Annotated in this window: 19 protein-coding genes; 2 read left to right on the forward strand and 17 right to left on the reverse strand. The window is 59.7% G+C overall.

Annotation, left to right across the window (positions count from 1 at the left end; all coding sequences use genetic code 11):
* Positions 1-48: 48 nt before the first annotated feature.
* Together BG841_RS14055 and BG841_RS14060 are read right to left on the reverse strand one after the other, a co-directional pair.
* Complete coding sequence (locus BG841_RS14055) at positions 49-375, reverse strand: hypothetical protein (protein ID WP_070058217.1); 327 nt, start codon at positions 373-375, stop codon at positions 49-51.
* 39 nt (positions 376-414) lie between these two features.
* Positions 415-645 (reverse strand): hypothetical protein, encoded by a 231-nt coding sequence (locus tag BG841_RS14060; RefSeq protein ID WP_070058218.1) that lies wholly within the window; start codon positions 643-645, stop codon positions 415-417.
* 142 nt (positions 646-787) lie between these two features.
* Here BG841_RS14060 and BG841_RS14065 point away from each other — a divergent pair, with 142 nt between their 5' ends.
* Together BG841_RS14065 and BG841_RS14070 are read left to right on the forward strand one after the other, a co-directional pair.
* On the forward strand, positions 788-1414 hold the full coding sequence (locus BG841_RS14065; RefSeq protein WP_228141669.1) for a LexA family transcriptional regulator: 627 nt from the start codon (positions 788-790) through the stop codon (positions 1412-1414).
* 61 nt (positions 1415-1475) lie between these two features.
* Positions 1476-1931: a hypothetical protein gene (locus tag BG841_RS14070; protein ID WP_070058219.1), complete on the forward strand. Its 456-nt coding sequence runs from the start codon at positions 1476-1478 to the stop codon at positions 1929-1931.
* Between the two features lie 17 nt (positions 1932-1948).
* Here the strand turns inward: BG841_RS14070 and BG841_RS14075 are convergent, their stop codons facing one another.
* From BG841_RS14075 to BG841_RS14140, 15 genes are all read right to left on the reverse strand, one after another.
* Positions 1949-2935, reverse strand: a complete 987-nt coding sequence (locus BG841_RS14075; RefSeq protein WP_070058220.1) for a contractile injection system protein, VgrG/Pvc8 family — start codon at positions 2933-2935, stop codon at positions 1949-1951.
* Positions 2932-3411, reverse strand: a complete 480-nt coding sequence (locus tag BG841_RS14080) for a phage tail protein (protein ID WP_070058221.1) — start codon at positions 3409-3411, stop codon at positions 2932-2934. Before BG841_RS14080 ends, BG841_RS14075 begins: the two co-directional genes overlap by 4 nt.
* Before the next feature lie 5 nt (positions 3412-3416).
* Positions 3417-5660: a phage tail tape measure protein gene (locus BG841_RS14085; protein ID WP_070058222.1), complete on the reverse strand. Its 2244-nt coding sequence runs from the start codon at positions 5658-5660 to the stop codon at positions 3417-3419.
* On the reverse strand, positions 5660-5776 hold the full coding sequence (locus tag BG841_RS16595) for a GpE family phage tail protein (RefSeq protein ID WP_074454363.1): 117 nt from the start codon (positions 5774-5776) through the stop codon (positions 5660-5662). Before BG841_RS16595 ends, BG841_RS14085 begins: the two co-directional genes overlap by 1 nt.
* A 23-nt stretch (positions 5777-5799) precedes the next feature.
* Positions 5800-6084 (reverse strand): phage tail assembly protein, encoded by a 285-nt coding sequence (locus tag BG841_RS14090; protein WP_070058223.1) that lies wholly within the window; start codon positions 6082-6084, stop codon positions 5800-5802.
* A 12-nt stretch (positions 6085-6096) separates the two neighbouring features.
* Positions 6097-6606, reverse strand: coding sequence for a phage major tail tube protein (locus tag BG841_RS14095; RefSeq protein ID WP_070058224.1), 510 nt, complete (start codon positions 6604-6606; stop codon positions 6097-6099).
* 12 nt (positions 6607-6618) lie between these two features.
* Positions 6619-7743: a phage tail sheath protein gene (locus tag BG841_RS14100; RefSeq protein WP_416202632.1), complete on the reverse strand. Its 1125-nt coding sequence runs from the start codon at positions 7741-7743 to the stop codon at positions 6619-6621.
* A 521-nt stretch (positions 7744-8264) separates the two neighbouring features.
* Entirely contained in the window at positions 8265-9284 is a 1020-nt protein-coding gene (locus tag BG841_RS14105) for a hypothetical protein (protein ID WP_070058226.1), read from the reverse strand.
* On the reverse strand, positions 9284-9619 hold the full coding sequence (locus BG841_RS14110) for a hypothetical protein (protein WP_070058227.1): 336 nt from the start codon (positions 9617-9619) through the stop codon (positions 9284-9286). The genes BG841_RS14105 and BG841_RS14110 overlap by 1 nt, the downstream gene beginning before the upstream one ends.
* Positions 9619-10329, reverse strand: a complete 711-nt coding sequence (locus BG841_RS14115) for a phage tail protein (RefSeq protein WP_070058228.1) — start codon at positions 10327-10329, stop codon at positions 9619-9621. The genes BG841_RS14110 and BG841_RS14115 overlap by 1 nt, the downstream gene beginning before the upstream one ends.
* A gap of 8 nt (positions 10330-10337) precedes the next feature.
* Positions 10338-10964, reverse strand: coding sequence for a phage tail protein I (locus tag BG841_RS14120; protein ID WP_070058229.1), 627 nt, complete (start codon positions 10962-10964; stop codon positions 10338-10340).
* The gene (locus BG841_RS14125; protein WP_070058230.1) at positions 10957-11868 is read right to left on the reverse strand and encodes a baseplate assembly protein; all 912 of its coding nucleotides are present in this window, start codon (positions 11866-11868) and stop codon (positions 10957-10959) included. Before BG841_RS14125 ends, BG841_RS14120 begins: the two co-directional genes overlap by 8 nt.
* Positions 11868-12230 carry a GPW/gp25 family protein gene (locus tag BG841_RS14130; RefSeq protein WP_070058231.1) on the reverse strand — a complete coding sequence of 121 codons (363 nt, stop codon included), beginning with the start codon at positions 12228-12230 and terminating at the stop codon, positions 11868-11870. Before BG841_RS14130 ends, BG841_RS14125 begins: the two co-directional genes overlap by 1 nt.
* 7 nt (positions 12231-12237) lie before the next feature.
* Positions 12238-12435, reverse strand: coding sequence for a hypothetical protein (locus BG841_RS14135; protein WP_070058232.1), 198 nt, complete (start codon positions 12433-12435; stop codon positions 12238-12240).
* A gap of 3 nt (positions 12436-12438) precedes the next feature.
* Positions 12439-12999, reverse strand: a complete 561-nt coding sequence (locus BG841_RS14140) for a phage baseplate assembly protein V (protein WP_070058233.1) — start codon at positions 12997-12999, stop codon at positions 12439-12441.
* Positions 13000-13063: the final 64 nt, after the last annotated feature.

Here is a 13063-nt window from a genome sequence, read left to right on the forward strand (position 1 = left end):
CTAAAAGCACTTAAAAAAGCCAGGGCGCAGGCACCCTGGCACTTCTAGTTACAGTGGGCGGTAGTCGTACTTCCGCCGTATTTCCTCGGCATCGGGTATGCCTGCCTCATCCAGGAAGCGATCAATCGCTCGCCGCCGCGGCCCTGGCTTGCGGCTGGCCTTGATGATCTCTTCCGCCGAAGGCACCCCGGCCTGTTCCAGAAACTGCTGAATGGCATACCGCGCCGCTGCCGCCCGCCGGCGGGTGGCGTCGGTACCGCCATTGCGCGCCCACCACAGCAGGCGAATGTGGTCTTCCGAGCTCAGGCGAACAGAGAACTTATGCTCTCGGACCGTCCTGGGCGGCGTGTACTGCTTGTAATCGGCATCGGTCATTGCGTTTCCTCGTTCGTTGCGAAGGCGTCGCGAATCCTGTTACACAGACGGCCGCTGTGAGGTCCGGGCAGAGTGGCTGCCCAGGTGTTCGCTAAGCCCTCTCAAGAAAAAGATGCGAGCCTGCGACGCCATGGATCGATCTTGCTCCAGGGCGATTTTTTCCAGGGTGGCGCGTTCTTCGGCCATCAATCGAAGGGCTACCGGCTTGGCGGTGAGCACACCCGCGGGGGCGCGGCTGTAGCCCGGGCTGGGTTTCTTTGAATCTGTCATCGTGTATTCTCTGTGTAACGCTGAATTACACAGAATGATAGACGCATGATTGGTTGCTTGTAAACAAAAATGCGATTGAATTTATCTATCGGGAATCAAAATGGTTGCTGAAAAATACAATGGGTTGGAAATAGTAAACAGAATGAAAGAGCTCTTGGGCATGGAGCGAGACAAAGATATTGCGACTTACTTCGGTGTAAACCCTCAAATGATTTATAACTGGAAAGCGCGGGGCACAATCCCTCTGGACCAGTGTGTGCAACTCCGATTTGAGAAGGGGGTCAGCCTGGACTGGTTGCTGCTGGGCCTTGGCGAAGGCGAGGTTGATGAGGGTTACGCCTACGGGGTGGGCGACCGGGACTACACCGAAATTCCCGTATATGACGTTGAGGCCAGCGCTGGCAACGGAGCCTTCTTCGATCATGAGCAGATCGTCAGCCACCTAAAGTTCCGAAACGACTGGCTAGCGCGCGAAGGGCTGCACGCCAAAGACCTGGCCGCCATTCGCGTGGCAGGGGACTCTATGGACGGCTCACTATCTGACGGGGACACAGTGCTGATAAACCGAGCTCGCACAACGCCGGATGGCGTGTTCGCTATCAGGGTGGGCGACAGCCTGCGCATTAAGCGGCTGCAGAAAATGACCGACGGATCACTACGGGTGTCGAGCGACAACGAAATCTACGCCCCGGAAGTGATCGCCAGGGAGAATCTGGACCAGGTGGACATCATCGGACATTGCCACTGGCGCAGCGGCCGGGTTTTTTAGGCCTGATTAGTCTCAGACTAACAGGGGTTGTGTGAAGTTTCATCGAGCATGGAGAAGTACGATGGGCTCAATTTCGTTTACCTATACAGACTCTCGCGGCAACACGGCTGAATGGGTCGTTGAACACTGGAAGGAATCCGGGCGTTACTTGCAGGGCGTGTGTGTTGTTGACGAGAAGTACCGGACGTTCCGCAAAGACCGGATTGATCGTTATCTTGGGGAAGGCGAGGCTACGGTTACCCAGCCGTATACGCCCCCGCCACCCAAAATAGAAACCCGCCCGGAAATTTGCTTCACCGGGTTTTCCAAGGCCACGCGAGCCAGCCTGGAAGAGCTTGCGACCCGGCGAGATATGTTGGTTAGAAAGAGCGTCACCAAAAGCCTGGCTTTCCTGTGTTGCGGCCCCAATGCCGGGCCGGTAAAGATACAAACGGCGCGAGACCAGGGGTGTTTTATTCTGTCGCACGAAGCACTTTTGACAATGCTTGAGACCGGGGAGATACCCGACGAGTATTGATCTATCCCGCCTCGCCCTCACTCGCTCATCGTTTCTGCGTTAAGGGTTGTTGTCAGCCCGCTGTCGTTCAGGCTGTGAGTGGCGCGGGTAATAACCCACTGCCGGCCTTCAATTTGCGGCTTCAGGCCGCTGACTTTCAGCCGCCACTCCGGGCCTATTTCGGGCCGACCCACGGCGAGGTTCATGCTGAATTCCGCGTCACCTCGGTTCAGTCGTCGCAGCTCTGCCCAGGCGGCGCTTTCGGCTTCTTCGCGGTTGGCGTAGGTGGCGCGCATGCGCTTGATGCGCTCGTCGGTACCGGCCAGCACTTGAACTTCGCGCCCTGCGTCCAGGTCGTTGTAATAGGCACCTACCCCGGTGTAACCGTCGCGATCGGTCTCGCGGTAGCTGTATTGGTCGCCATCGGCCGGGGTGAGGGTGATTTCAGGCAACTGGCCGCCACTGGCGGTGAGCGCCTTTCCCCGTGGCGTGAACAGCAGCCTGCCGGCCTTTACGGCGGCAATGGCGTCGTGCTTTTCGGCCAAGCGGCTCAATAGGTTGAGGTCGGACTCGTCGGTTTGGTCGATGTGCTCAACGGCAATGGCGGCGAGCGGTTCGGCCACCACGCTTTGCAGCTGGTTGTTGCCGGCGATGGTGCTGACGATTTCACCCAGGGTGGTCTGGTGCCAGCTTTTGGTTTTGCGCGCAGGCAGCTCGTTGCGCATGTTGGCGCTGCGGGCGGTGATAGACACTTGATCCGGTGGGCCGTTGAACGCGGCTTCATCAACAATGAACAGGCCTTTCTCGACCAGCGCGCCATCACGCCAACCGATGGCCAGTTCAATTTCGGCGCCCTTCGGGGGGATTTCTACGGCGCGATCGTGGTCGCTGATGGTCAGGCTGAGGGTGTCGGCTTCGTCTCCCGGGGTTTCGTCCAGGGTCAGGTCGATCAGCCGGCCGTTTACGCGGGGCGTGATGTTGGTGCCGTTGACCAGTAGCCGGTACGACGGGGCGCGATGCTTCATGCGATCAGCCCGCCGCCGTTACGTCTCGGGGTGTACAGGCCCATGCCGATCGCCGCGTCACGGCTGGTGCCCGCCTGATTCTTAAAGGACTGGAAGTCGTCTTCGTCTACGCGCACCAGGTCAATGGTGAAATCGATTTTGCGTGGCACGCCGTCGGCAAAGAAGGTGGAGCTGGTTTCGTTCACGGCGGCAATGACCCAGAAGCCATAGACGCGGCCTGAGCCCTCAATCAGTGGCCAGGCTTTGCCCTCGTCGGCCATGATGCGGATGTCATCCAGGGTAACGCGCCCACCGGTGATCTCGGGGTACAGCGTGCCGCTCAGGTTGACGGTGTCTTCGCCTGGGCCCAAATACTGATACCCGGGTCGCTGGCCGACACGGTTCTGGCTGGCATGCCGCCATTGCGTGGCTCGTTGCAGCTGCTGGTAGGGCAGGGACTTCACTTCAAACACAAACATTCCCAGCGTCATCATCATGGCGATTAATCCCTGTCGTATAGTGCGCTGCGGGCACGGGTGGCATTGCGGCGGTCGCGATCCTGCAGGATCCGTTCTACCTGCGCGGCAATCTCTTGCGCGTCTTGCCCTGGTGCGCCGTAGACGTTGATGGTGACGCTGTCGCCGGCGGCTGCGCTGGCCGACGCGGTGGGCGACCCTATGGGCGCACGGCTGTCGAACTGAATGCCGTCGGCCGCTGCGGGCAGGGCAGCTGCACCGATGGCAATGCCCGCACCGGCCTGGCGCACGCGCTTGCCGAAACCGGTTACCTGTTTGAGGGTGTCGGGCTCTTGCTGCTCCAGCCCCTTGCGGTAGCCTTCCAGGGTGTCGTGCCCGGCGCCCATGAACACCCGCGACGGGGATTTAATGCCCAGGGTTTCTTTGAACCAGCCGATGGCTTTGGCGCCCGCACCGGTGATGGTGTCTTTCACTTTATTCAGGCCGCCCAAAATGCCGTTGACCAGGCCGTCAAGAATCTGCTTGCCAAACCCGGTAAAGGATTCGGGCAGATCGACGCCAAACCAGCCCATGACGCCGCTGAAGGCTTTGTAGAATAAACCCAGCGGTGACCAGTTCAGGATGAGTTTACCGATACCGCCAATGCCGGCGCTGAACGCTGCTGTTACCTGGCCCCATAGCCCGCTGAAGAATCCCGCTATGCCGTCCCAGTTTTTGTAGATCAGGTAGCCGGCGCCTGCGATCGCGGAAATCAGCAGTCCGATGGGGTTGGCAGTGATGGCCAGGCCAACGGCCTTGATGCCTGCGGCTATCATCGGCAAGCCGCCGGCCAACCCAATGATGGCGGTGGTTGCGGTGAAGATGGCTTTGCCGAAGGCGAGAATGGCGAAGATGGGCTTCATCGCAAAGATGAACGCGAGAATCATGCCCAGGTTATCGAACCCACCGACCAGGCCGGCCACGCGGCTGGTCATCATGGCGAGGTTCTTGGCGGTTGACGCAACGCCGGTACCGATATCGCGGATGATCGGCAGGGCATTTTTCAGCCGGTCGCCGAACTCGCGGGCGAACTGCTTGACCTGGTCGCGGTTCTCACCCATCCAGGATGAAAGGTCGCCCATCAGTTCGGTGACCGCGGGCATGAGCTCTGCGCCAATGGTGTTCTTCATGCCGGCCATGCTCAATTGCGTATCCAGCAGGGCGTCTTTAAAGGTTTCAGCGTCGCGCGCAGTTTTCTCGCTGAGCACATAGCCGGTGCGCTGAGCATCGGCGCGCAGTTGTTGCAGGCCCGCACTGCCGTCTTTCAGCAAATTGAGCATGGCCGCGCCGCCCTGGGTGCCAAACAGCTGGCTGGCAATGTCCACCTTCTGGTTGTGGTTGGTGACGCTGCTCAGGCGGTCAGCCACGACAGCCAGGGCCTCATCCGACTGCATGTTTGCCAGATCTTCAGCCGAAAGCCCCAATGCTTCGTACGCCTGCTGGGCGGCGCCCGCACCGCGAACGGCTTCTCCGGTGCGCTTTACGAACCGCTGCATGTTGCCGTCCATCGCGTTTTGGCTGATGCCGGAGCGTTCGCCGGCGTAGGACAGCTCTTGGTAGGCCGCTGTGGTTAGTTTCAGCTTGTCCGCAGTCTTTGCAGCGTGGTCACCCAGCCCTGCCGTTGAGTTGGCAATGCCAAAGATGCCCGCGGCCACGCCGGTGGTGGCGACCAGGGCGCGCTTGCCAAATCGGGTCACTTCGCTGGTCATGTTGTTGAACTTGCCGCCTACGTCGGCCTTGCCCAGCCGGTCCAGGTACTGGCGCTGGCGCTGGATGCGCTCGTTGGCGACCTTCATCTGATCGGCCAGCTTGCGCTCGGCGTCGGCCAGGTTGTGGGTACTCACGCCGGCCTCTTGCAGGCGCTTGCGCACCGCGCCCAATTCTTTGCGTTGCTTCTGGCCCCGGCTGGTGAATTGCTCCACCTCTTTGCGGGCCCGGTTGTATTCGTTACGGAGCTTGGCGGTGGGCTTGGCGGTGGATGTCAGCTCTTTGCCCAGCTGGCGCACCCGCTCCTGCGATGCGGAGAGGGCAGCGGAGTTGTCTTTCAGGGCCTTGTCGGCCTTGCGGTACGATGAAATATCGCGCTGGGTGGATTGCAGTTTGCGGGTTTCCGCCTGGGCCTGTTTGAGCGCCTGGGCGGTACCGCTGGATGTGGCGTTGATTTTCTTCAGTGGCCCGGTGATCTTGTCACGTGCGGCCAGTATTACCTGAAGATCCAGACTCTTTGACATTATTCCTCCGGCTGGCTGCGCTTGCGGGCGTGTTCCCGCCACTCCATCAATTCAGTTACGGTCATGTCGGCCATGTCTGCGGGCCGCCAGTGAAATATGGCGGCCACATCAGCCATGGCGTCATCAACGCGCCGGGGGATTACCCCTTGTACTGCTTCTGCAACAAAAAACCGGCAATCTCCTTGCCACACTCCACCAGGTCGGCGGGGTCCATGTTGCGCACTTCGTGCTCGCTGATGCTGGGGTTGCTGATGCGGGGGATCAGCTTGGTGATGCTGTCTGCGTCCAGGTTCATCACTTCGGCCAGACTCAGGCCGCGCAGCTCGCCGGACAGCGGCTTGCGCAGTGCGATCTTGTCGACTTTCTCGCCCTCGCGGGCGATTGGGGTGTCCAGTGTTACGGTTACGGTTACCGGCTTGCTCATCAGTCAGGGTCCTTATAGGCCTATGTTCTGGCGGTGTTGCTCCAGGCGATCAACGCCACGTACTTTCTCGATCATTCCGAGTACGTCGATCTCGACCACTTCTTCACCGTTAATGGTTAGCTTGTAGTAGCTGACGGTGGTGGTGATGCTTTGGGTGTTGTCGCTGCCAGACTCGGCGTCGCCCATGGCGATTTCGCGGTGGCGCCCGCGCACGACGATTTCAACGGGTACGGTTTCGGCGGTGTCGTCACGCTGGTAGCTGCCGGCAAAGCGCAACATGTCTTTGTCCAGCTGGCTGGTGCCGAAGTTGTCGAAGATGCCCGGGATCAGCCCTGCAGGCGTCCACTGGAATTCCAGCTTCTCCATGCCCATGTCGATATCAACGGGCATGTTCATACCGCCACCGCGGTACTCTTCCATTTGCCGAACCAGCGGCGGCAATGTCAGCGAGGCGATTTGCCCCTGCCAGTTGTCGCCGTTGCCGAACAGGTTGAAGTGCTTGAGCTTTTTAGGTAATGCCATGATTCATTGCTCCTATGCGTTGACACTTCTGGCGAAGTCGACCAGGTATTGGTCAGTGATGCGCTGACGCAGCATCAGGCTTTCCAGCGGTGGCACGGGCGTGTAGTCGTAATCGATGTACAGCTTGCCGGCCTTGAGGGTGTCTTTGGTGTTGATGTTTTCATCGAACCAGGCCGTCGCGTCAATGATCAGGCCGAGGTTCTTCATCTCGCGGAACTTGGCGTTGATGCCTTCGATGATGTCTTTGGCCAGTGATGGGTGCATGGGTTTGTCGACGGCCCACAGGTGCGCCTCGGCGATGGTGTCTGCCAGTATTTGCGCGGTGCGGGTGTAGTTCTCGAACTGGAACAGCGGGTCGGCACTGCAGGTGCGGGAGCCCCAAAAGCGGAAGCCTTCGCGCTGGATCAGCGTGGTGATGTCGTTGGCGTTGAGCAGCCCGGCGTCGGTGTTGGGGTCTTGCAGATCCCAGTGCACGTCTTTATCAATGCCGGTAACGCCATTCACGGCCACGTTGGACAGGGTTTTGTGCCAGCCGACCTGTTGGTCGATCTTGGCGCGCATGCCCATGGCGCGTGCTACGGCGTGGGCCGTGTCGGCCGATGCGGTGTTGACGTTGAAGGAGACGAAGTCTGGCCAGATCAGCATCAGCTCACGGGCGCCAAAGCCGTTGCGGTACATGATGGCTTCTTCCAGGGTTTCACTGCCGTAGCAGCTGGCGTACGCAAAGGCGCGCAGCTTCTGGGCAATGCTGACCGTCTCAGCGGTGACGTTTTCGGTGTCCAGCCCTGGTACGCCGATAATGCGGGGCTTCACACCCAGATTCTGTTCAGCAGCCAGCAGCGCTTTCAGGCCGGTCTTTTTGCCCTGGGCGGTAACGGTGCCGATGACGTTGGCTTCGGTGGCTGGCTCGTCCACACCTTCGGCGACGCGCACCACCACTACCGGTGGGTTGGCCTGATCGGCAATGGCGTCAAGCGCGGCGGGCAGGGTTCCGGTGGTGCCTGCAGCGCCGATTGCATCCATCAGGTTGGTGACGAGCACGGGGGTATCTAGCGGGAAGGCTTCGTTTTCTCCGCCGGTCAAAGTCTGCCAGTCGGCTGCATTAACCAGGCCGGTGCCATCGTTGCCGGTGTCCAGCGCTACGGTGACAAGGGCGGCTGCTTCGGTCTTGGCTTCGACGGCGGTGATCACATCGCTTGCGGTGCTGGTGACCTCAGAGCTGACACCGGTGGCCAGGCTGACGGTGATGTCGTTGCCCGATACGGAAACAGCCAGGGCCTCAGATACGGTACCGGGGTTTACATAACGTACGCGGATTTTGTTACCGGCAGTGCCGACGACTTTGGCGGTGAATACTACATCGCCGTTGCTGGCGATAGACCGCAGAGTTGCCTCAGCGGCTAAGCCGGCCGAGGCATCGGGAGCCGTGGCTACCAGCCCGATAACGGCGGTGGCAACGGTGCGGATGGTTCGGGTACCCTCGTTGATCTCGAGCACTCGAACGCCGTGGTGGTATTGGTCGGGCATGACGCCTCCTGGTCATCTGTATGGCAGTGGTTAACTGCCATGATGAACGCTGGGCGCAGGGGTGCCAGATTTTCAGTTTGTGGGGTGGCGCGAAACAAATACGGGCGCGATAGAGCCCGGTCCGTAATAGATCACAGAGAATCGCAGACGCCACGCAGGCCAACATACGCGCTCACATCCCACGGAACGCTGTTCAGGGCCACGCTGCGGGAGCCGGCCTCGCCGGCGTCGTACCAGCCGGCGCCGAATAATGCAGTGCGGAATTGGCCGCCGTACCACTGGCCGTGGTTGTTGGCGCCGTCCTTGCCGGTATTGAGATCATCTTTCCAGCCTACTCCGGTGTCTCGGTCGTAAAAAAGAGAGCTTTGCTGATAAAGGTTGCCGCTGGGCTGGTCCACGTTCAGGCAGCTGACGCACTCAAAGCCATAGCCCGCGTGGCCGCCCGTGCTTTGCCTTCCGCTGGCACCGGTAGTGCCCTGCGGCACGCCATAGGCGAACATCATAAACTCGCTGTAATCCGGAAGTCGCTTACCAGCATTGCGAACCAAACGGCTGTAATCCAGTCGGGAATAGCCTTCTGTTCCGGTTAGCGGTGTGGCGTTATGCACTGATATGGGCACGGTATTTGGCCAGGGCGTGCTGTCTTCAGATGCCAAGTAGATATCTACCCACAGCTGCCCTGGGATCACTTCTACCATGCCGCTGGGGTCGCATTTTGGGCGGTGTTTCAGATCCCAGCAGCTGTTCGGAATGATCTGAGTCGGCAACGCGGCGGCGGCGTTGTAGGCGTCGGCCAACGGGCGCACTTTACCGAAATGGAAGCCCCCGATTTTGCGGCTGTTGTCGGCGGTGTAGCCGGTAGGGACGGTGCTGTTTTTGGATGCGATCCATTGCGCGATGCCGCTGGCATCCTGCACTGCGTAGATGTACACGTCGTCGCCCAGGGCCAGACTAGCAAAACTGCCATCGCTGTTGGTCACGGGGTCCCAGTTGCCGGTGTTTTCCAGCAGGTAGCCCTTGCTGTTGCCGCCGATGTTGACCATGCCTTCGGGCAGGTTCAGGGTGTCGCCGGTGCCTTTTTCAATGCGCCCGAAGATACTGACAAATCCGGCTGCCATCGCCGGAATGATGATGCGATCGCCAGTGGCCATTATCGCGCTCCTTCAATGGTGTCGATGAGTTGCTGCACTTCGGCTTGGGTAAAGCCGAGCTGGTGGATACGTGCCGTGGGGTTATCCTCGAGGACGAACTGCTCGCGCGCTCCGTCGTCGGTGGTCAGCACGCGGTATTGCGGCTCGTTGCCGGATGGTTGCTCGTTTTCAGCCAGTGTGCGGTCAAATACGTAACGGCTGGTGTTGTCGCGCAGGCCGCGCAGGAACGCCAGACCGCGCTGAACGTTTTCTTCCGTGGCCCACTTTGAGCCCATATAACCCGCCAGATATTCCACATCGGCGCGGGTTTTGATGATTTTGGGGTAGCCGTACATCAGATTTCCTCCAGGGCCGGAGAGCCGTTAACAATGACGAGTTTGTGAGAGGTGATCGGCAGGCGCGCATCCAGGGCCTGTTTGACCCCTTTCGGCGTAGCGGCTCGATCGGCCCGCTCGCCGGCCAGATGCTCGGTCTGGTCTGCAAATTCGACCATGCCCTGGGCGGTAGTCGTCGCCGCTGGGTGTGCGCGGCCTTCTTCGTGATTCTGCAAAGATTGGGCAGCACTGTCGCCCACGGATTGCGCAAGATTATCGGCATAGCCCCGCGTGGCCAAAACCACTGTTGGGTCAACTTTTAAGGTGACGGCGGCGGTATCTGACACTTCCATCACAAAGCGGATGGTTTGAGTGCGGCTGGAGCCTTCTGTCAGCAGGGGTTTGTAGGTTTCGGGGTAATTGCCGTAGCCAATCAGGTCGCCATCGGCGTCAATCACGCCTATTTCACGGATCGTCCAGCCGCCAACGTCCGGTGGCAGCACCTGTTCAACCACGATCCAGTTGGGGTTCTGGGCATCAACTTCGCTCCGGTTGATGGGCGCGCGCCGTACTTCGTTGACCAGGGCGGTGCGGTCAGAGGTCGGCGCTGGCAGGGTGCCATTGCCATCACCTACGGCTAATTGGGCGATAATGACGGTTTGTCCCAGTGCAATTGCGTTTGCCAACTTGGCCTGGCCAATGTCGGTCAGTAGGGTGTAAAAACTTGCCATGCATGCTCCTATTGCGGGTAGACGGTCGCTAAATCAGTGCTATCGGTTGCCATGCCAATAAAAAACGGTCCGGTGGCTGACATAATCCCAGGCTGGTAGGGCATCACATCGGTAACGTCGCCGTCATAACAGGCCATTCCGGCGTAAAACACCCCAGAGCTCTCGCCCACCAGGTCCAGTCCGGTGATGTGGCGGCTGACAGGTTTGGCGTCGTCGATCAGCCGCTCCAATTCCTGGTACATAGCGTCGGTGATGCCGATATCGAGAACGCCGATCTTGAGAGCGAAGGTACCCGGGGTGCCCATGGGCGTTGTTTGCCACCATTCGTTAACTTCCAACAGGTAACCAAGGGGCTCGACTACGCGGCGCAGGGCGCTGATTGTTCCTTTCTTCCTGTGCACGTAGAACGATGTCGCAATAACTTCGCGCTTGGCTTTGTCTGTCCACGCCGGGTCCCATCTATCTACACTGAACGCCCAGGCCAAATAGGGCAGCAGTAACGCCGGGCATGTGTAGGGGTTCCAAAGCGTTTGCAGGGAAACAGGCACTCGCTGAATTTCCGCCAGGGCTTCTGCGGCAGCTCGCTCCAAGGGGGTGGTGTTATTGGGGAGCAGCGGCGCTCTATCGTTACTCATCGCTGCCGCCGATAACGGCCGTGGCGGCGGTGCAATAGGCGGCCTCCGTTTCAGACAGAATCACGTCGGCTACCGGTTGCGCCAGCTCCACGCGCTGAACGCCTTCAACGTGCAACGCTGCATGGATCGCAGAGATACGAATGTCCCGGCCGATCCGGCGTTGCGTGCCGATGTATTGCTGCAGAGATGCCTGGGCGGCCTGAAGAATCGGTTCCTGAGCCGGGCCCGGGTAGACATACAGAGTTGCGTCTACCTGATAATTGACGATGGTTACTGATTGCACCGTGAGGCGGTCACCCACCGGCCGTGTATCTTCGCCGGAAAGCGCCGCCTCTACCTGGTCGATAATGTCTTGACTGGCTGTTCCATCGCCTTCACTGGATAGCAATGTGACGGTTACATGCGCGGGGGAAGGGCTGGTCGCTTTTGCGTCGGATACGCGACCGTCTGCTGACAGCGCTTGGTATTCATAGGCTCCGCGGGGGCCGGCAACGCTCAGTCCCTCCCAAGCCTGCTGGGCGCGCAAGCGCATATCGTCATCGGATTCGTAAGTAGGTGGTACCGGTGGCGTGGCATTCATGTCGCCCTGGTCAATCACAAGGCGCTCGACATCGAAGTTGGCCGCCAGGTTGTCCAGGTCTTCATCGCTGGAATAGGCCAGCATGACGGCCTTCGCGGCTTCGTTAACGCGCTGGCGCCATTGGATCTCCCGGTAGGCGTTCTCCTGAAGGAGCTTGGTCAGCGGCTCGCTCTCAATCTGCAGCGTGGCCTCGACTTCTGGGCGCTCTTTGTCGCTGAGCAGCGCTAACAGCGCTTGTTTTCGCTCTTCCAGGATAGTTTCGAAATCGAGTGTTTCAACGAGTTTCGGGGCCGGTAGTTGGGCAAGATTGATAGTTCCAGTCATCAGATCGCGCCTCCATTACTGATCGAAACAGCGATGCGCTGGGCCGTTGCTGTCGTTCCGCTGACGTGTACAACGTCCATTTCCAATAAGGCGGTACCGGGTTTATCCGAATTCACCAGCTTAACGATGCGTTCCAGGCGGATCCGCGGCTCCCATTCATTGATGGCAACCACTACAGCAGAGTAGGCGCGCAACAAAGTAGCGCCGTTCAAGGGCTGGTCGATCAGCGAGGGGAGCAGGGACCCGTATTCACGGCGCATGACCCGGCTACCTAACGGCGTGGTGAGAATGTCGGTGATGCTCTGCTTGATATGGTCCATGCCGGTGAGAGCTTTACCGGTGGAGACGTTCATTCCTGACATAAGATCCTCACGTTACCGGCCATGTGCCAGCGCTACTGCCACCTGATACGTTGGTGGTCGCATTGGCTTGAATTTCATCCACAACCGCATTGGCGATCGCCTCGGCCATTCGCTCAACCCAGCTGTGCTTGCCAGCGGGCTCAGCGCCCAGGGCTGTCATCTCCGATACGATTCGGCCTTTCAGTGCCGACTTGCTCAGTGCCATGGTTTATTTCCCCGCGGTTACAGTGGCAGAACCGTCGCTGTGAGGGGTTCCGGTGAAGTGGCAGATGTGCGCCATGGTGACCACGCCCATTCCGTCGTTGTGGTGGATCTTTGTCGCGTTGACCTTGCAGGTGCCTGCAACGGCCGTGACCGCATCGCCGCCGACGTTGATGGTGGCGTCGCCGGTGATGTTGATGTTGACCTTGTCGACGAAGCTGGCGACCAGTTCTTTTTTAACGTGGTCGTAAGCGATCTCGGTGCCGTCCGGGTACACCCGTTTGTGCTCGTCTTCGCTTTCAGAGGGTGCGTTCTGGGTGAACAGGCCGGTGAGGATCACAGCCTGGGCCAAATCGCCGGCCGGCGAAAACAGAATGACCTGCTCGCCGACGGTGGGCGGGCTCCACTCAACCGTGGTGCCCGCGCGGGGGCTTATCCAGGGCTGCCATCCAGTCAGGTTGTCGCCGGCCTGGACTCTGGCGCGGGCGCGAACCGTGTCCACCTCGGCGATGGTGCCGATGCGAATCAGGTTGTTGAGCGAGCGAAAAGCTTCAGAGAGTGTGTTCATGCCCACAGTTTGGGCGCTAGCGCGCGCGCAGGTGAAGCGCGCGGGGTTGTCTGGCTGGTCGGTA

Origin of the sequence: Marinobacter sp. X15-166B (assembly GCF_001752365.1) — a bacterium.
Classification (GTDB): domain Bacteria; phylum Pseudomonadota; class Gammaproteobacteria; order Pseudomonadales; family Oleiphilaceae; genus Marinobacter.

Bases quoted from the DNA above. Each gene is read 5' to 3' on its own strand.
- BG841_RS14055 (WP_070058217.1), bottom strand. From the start codon at position 375: ATGACCGATGCCGATTACAAGCAGTACACGCCGCCCAGGACGGTCCGA.
- BG841_RS14060 (WP_070058218.1), bottom strand. From the start codon at position 645: ATGACAGATTCAAAGAAACCCAGCCCGGGCTACAGCCGCGCCCCCGCG.
- BG841_RS14065 (WP_228141669.1), top strand. From the start codon at position 788: ATGAAAGAGCTCTTGGGCATGGAGCGAGACAAAGATATTGCGACTTAC.
- BG841_RS14070 (WP_070058219.1), top strand. From the start codon at position 1,476: ATGGGCTCAATTTCGTTTACCTATACAGACTCTCGCGGCAACACGGCT.
- BG841_RS14075 (WP_070058220.1), bottom strand. From the start codon at position 2,935: ATGAAGCATCGCGCCCCGTCGTACCGGCTACTGGTCAACGGCACCAAC.
- BG841_RS14080 (WP_070058221.1), bottom strand. From the start codon at position 3,411: ATGATGATGACGCTGGGAATGTTTGTGTTTGAAGTGAAGTCCCTGCCC.
- BG841_RS14085 (WP_070058222.1), bottom strand. From the start codon at position 5,660: ATGTCAAAGAGTCTGGATCTTCAGGTAATACTGGCCGCACGTGACAAG.
- BG841_RS16595 (WP_074454363.1), bottom strand. From the start codon at position 5,776: ATGGCTGATGTGGCCGCCATATTTCACTGGCGGCCCGCAGACATGGCC.
- BG841_RS14090 (WP_070058223.1), bottom strand. From the start codon at position 6,084: ATGAGCAAGCCGGTAACCGTAACCGTAACACTGGACACCCCAATCGCC.
- BG841_RS14095 (WP_070058224.1), bottom strand. From the start codon at position 6,606: ATGGCATTACCTAAAAAGCTCAAGCACTTCAACCTGTTCGGCAACGGC.
- BG841_RS14105 (WP_070058226.1), bottom strand. From the start codon at position 9,284: ATGGCCACTGGCGATCGCATCATCATTCCGGCGATGGCAGCCGGATTT.
- BG841_RS14110 (WP_070058227.1), bottom strand. From the start codon at position 9,619: ATGTACGGCTACCCCAAAATCATCAAAACCCGCGCCGATGTGGAATAT.
- BG841_RS14115 (WP_070058228.1), bottom strand. From the start codon at position 10,329: ATGGCAAGTTTTTACACCCTACTGACCGACATTGGCCAGGCCAAGTTG.
- BG841_RS14120 (WP_070058229.1), bottom strand. From the start codon at position 10,964: ATGAGTAACGATAGAGCGCCGCTGCTCCCCAATAACACCACCCCCTTG.
- BG841_RS14125 (WP_070058230.1), bottom strand. From the start codon at position 11,868: ATGACTGGAACTATCAATCTTGCCCAACTACCGGCCCCGAAACTCGTT.
- BG841_RS14130 (WP_070058231.1), bottom strand. From the start codon at position 12,230: ATGTCAGGAATGAACGTCTCCACCGGTAAAGCTCTCACCGGCATGGAC.
- BG841_RS14135 (WP_070058232.1), bottom strand. From the start codon at position 12,435: ATGGCACTGAGCAAGTCGGCACTGAAAGGCCGAATCGTATCGGAGATG.
- BG841_RS14140 (WP_070058233.1), bottom strand. From the start codon at position 12,999: ATGAACACACTCTCTGAAGCTTTTCGCTCGCTCAACAACCTGATTCGC.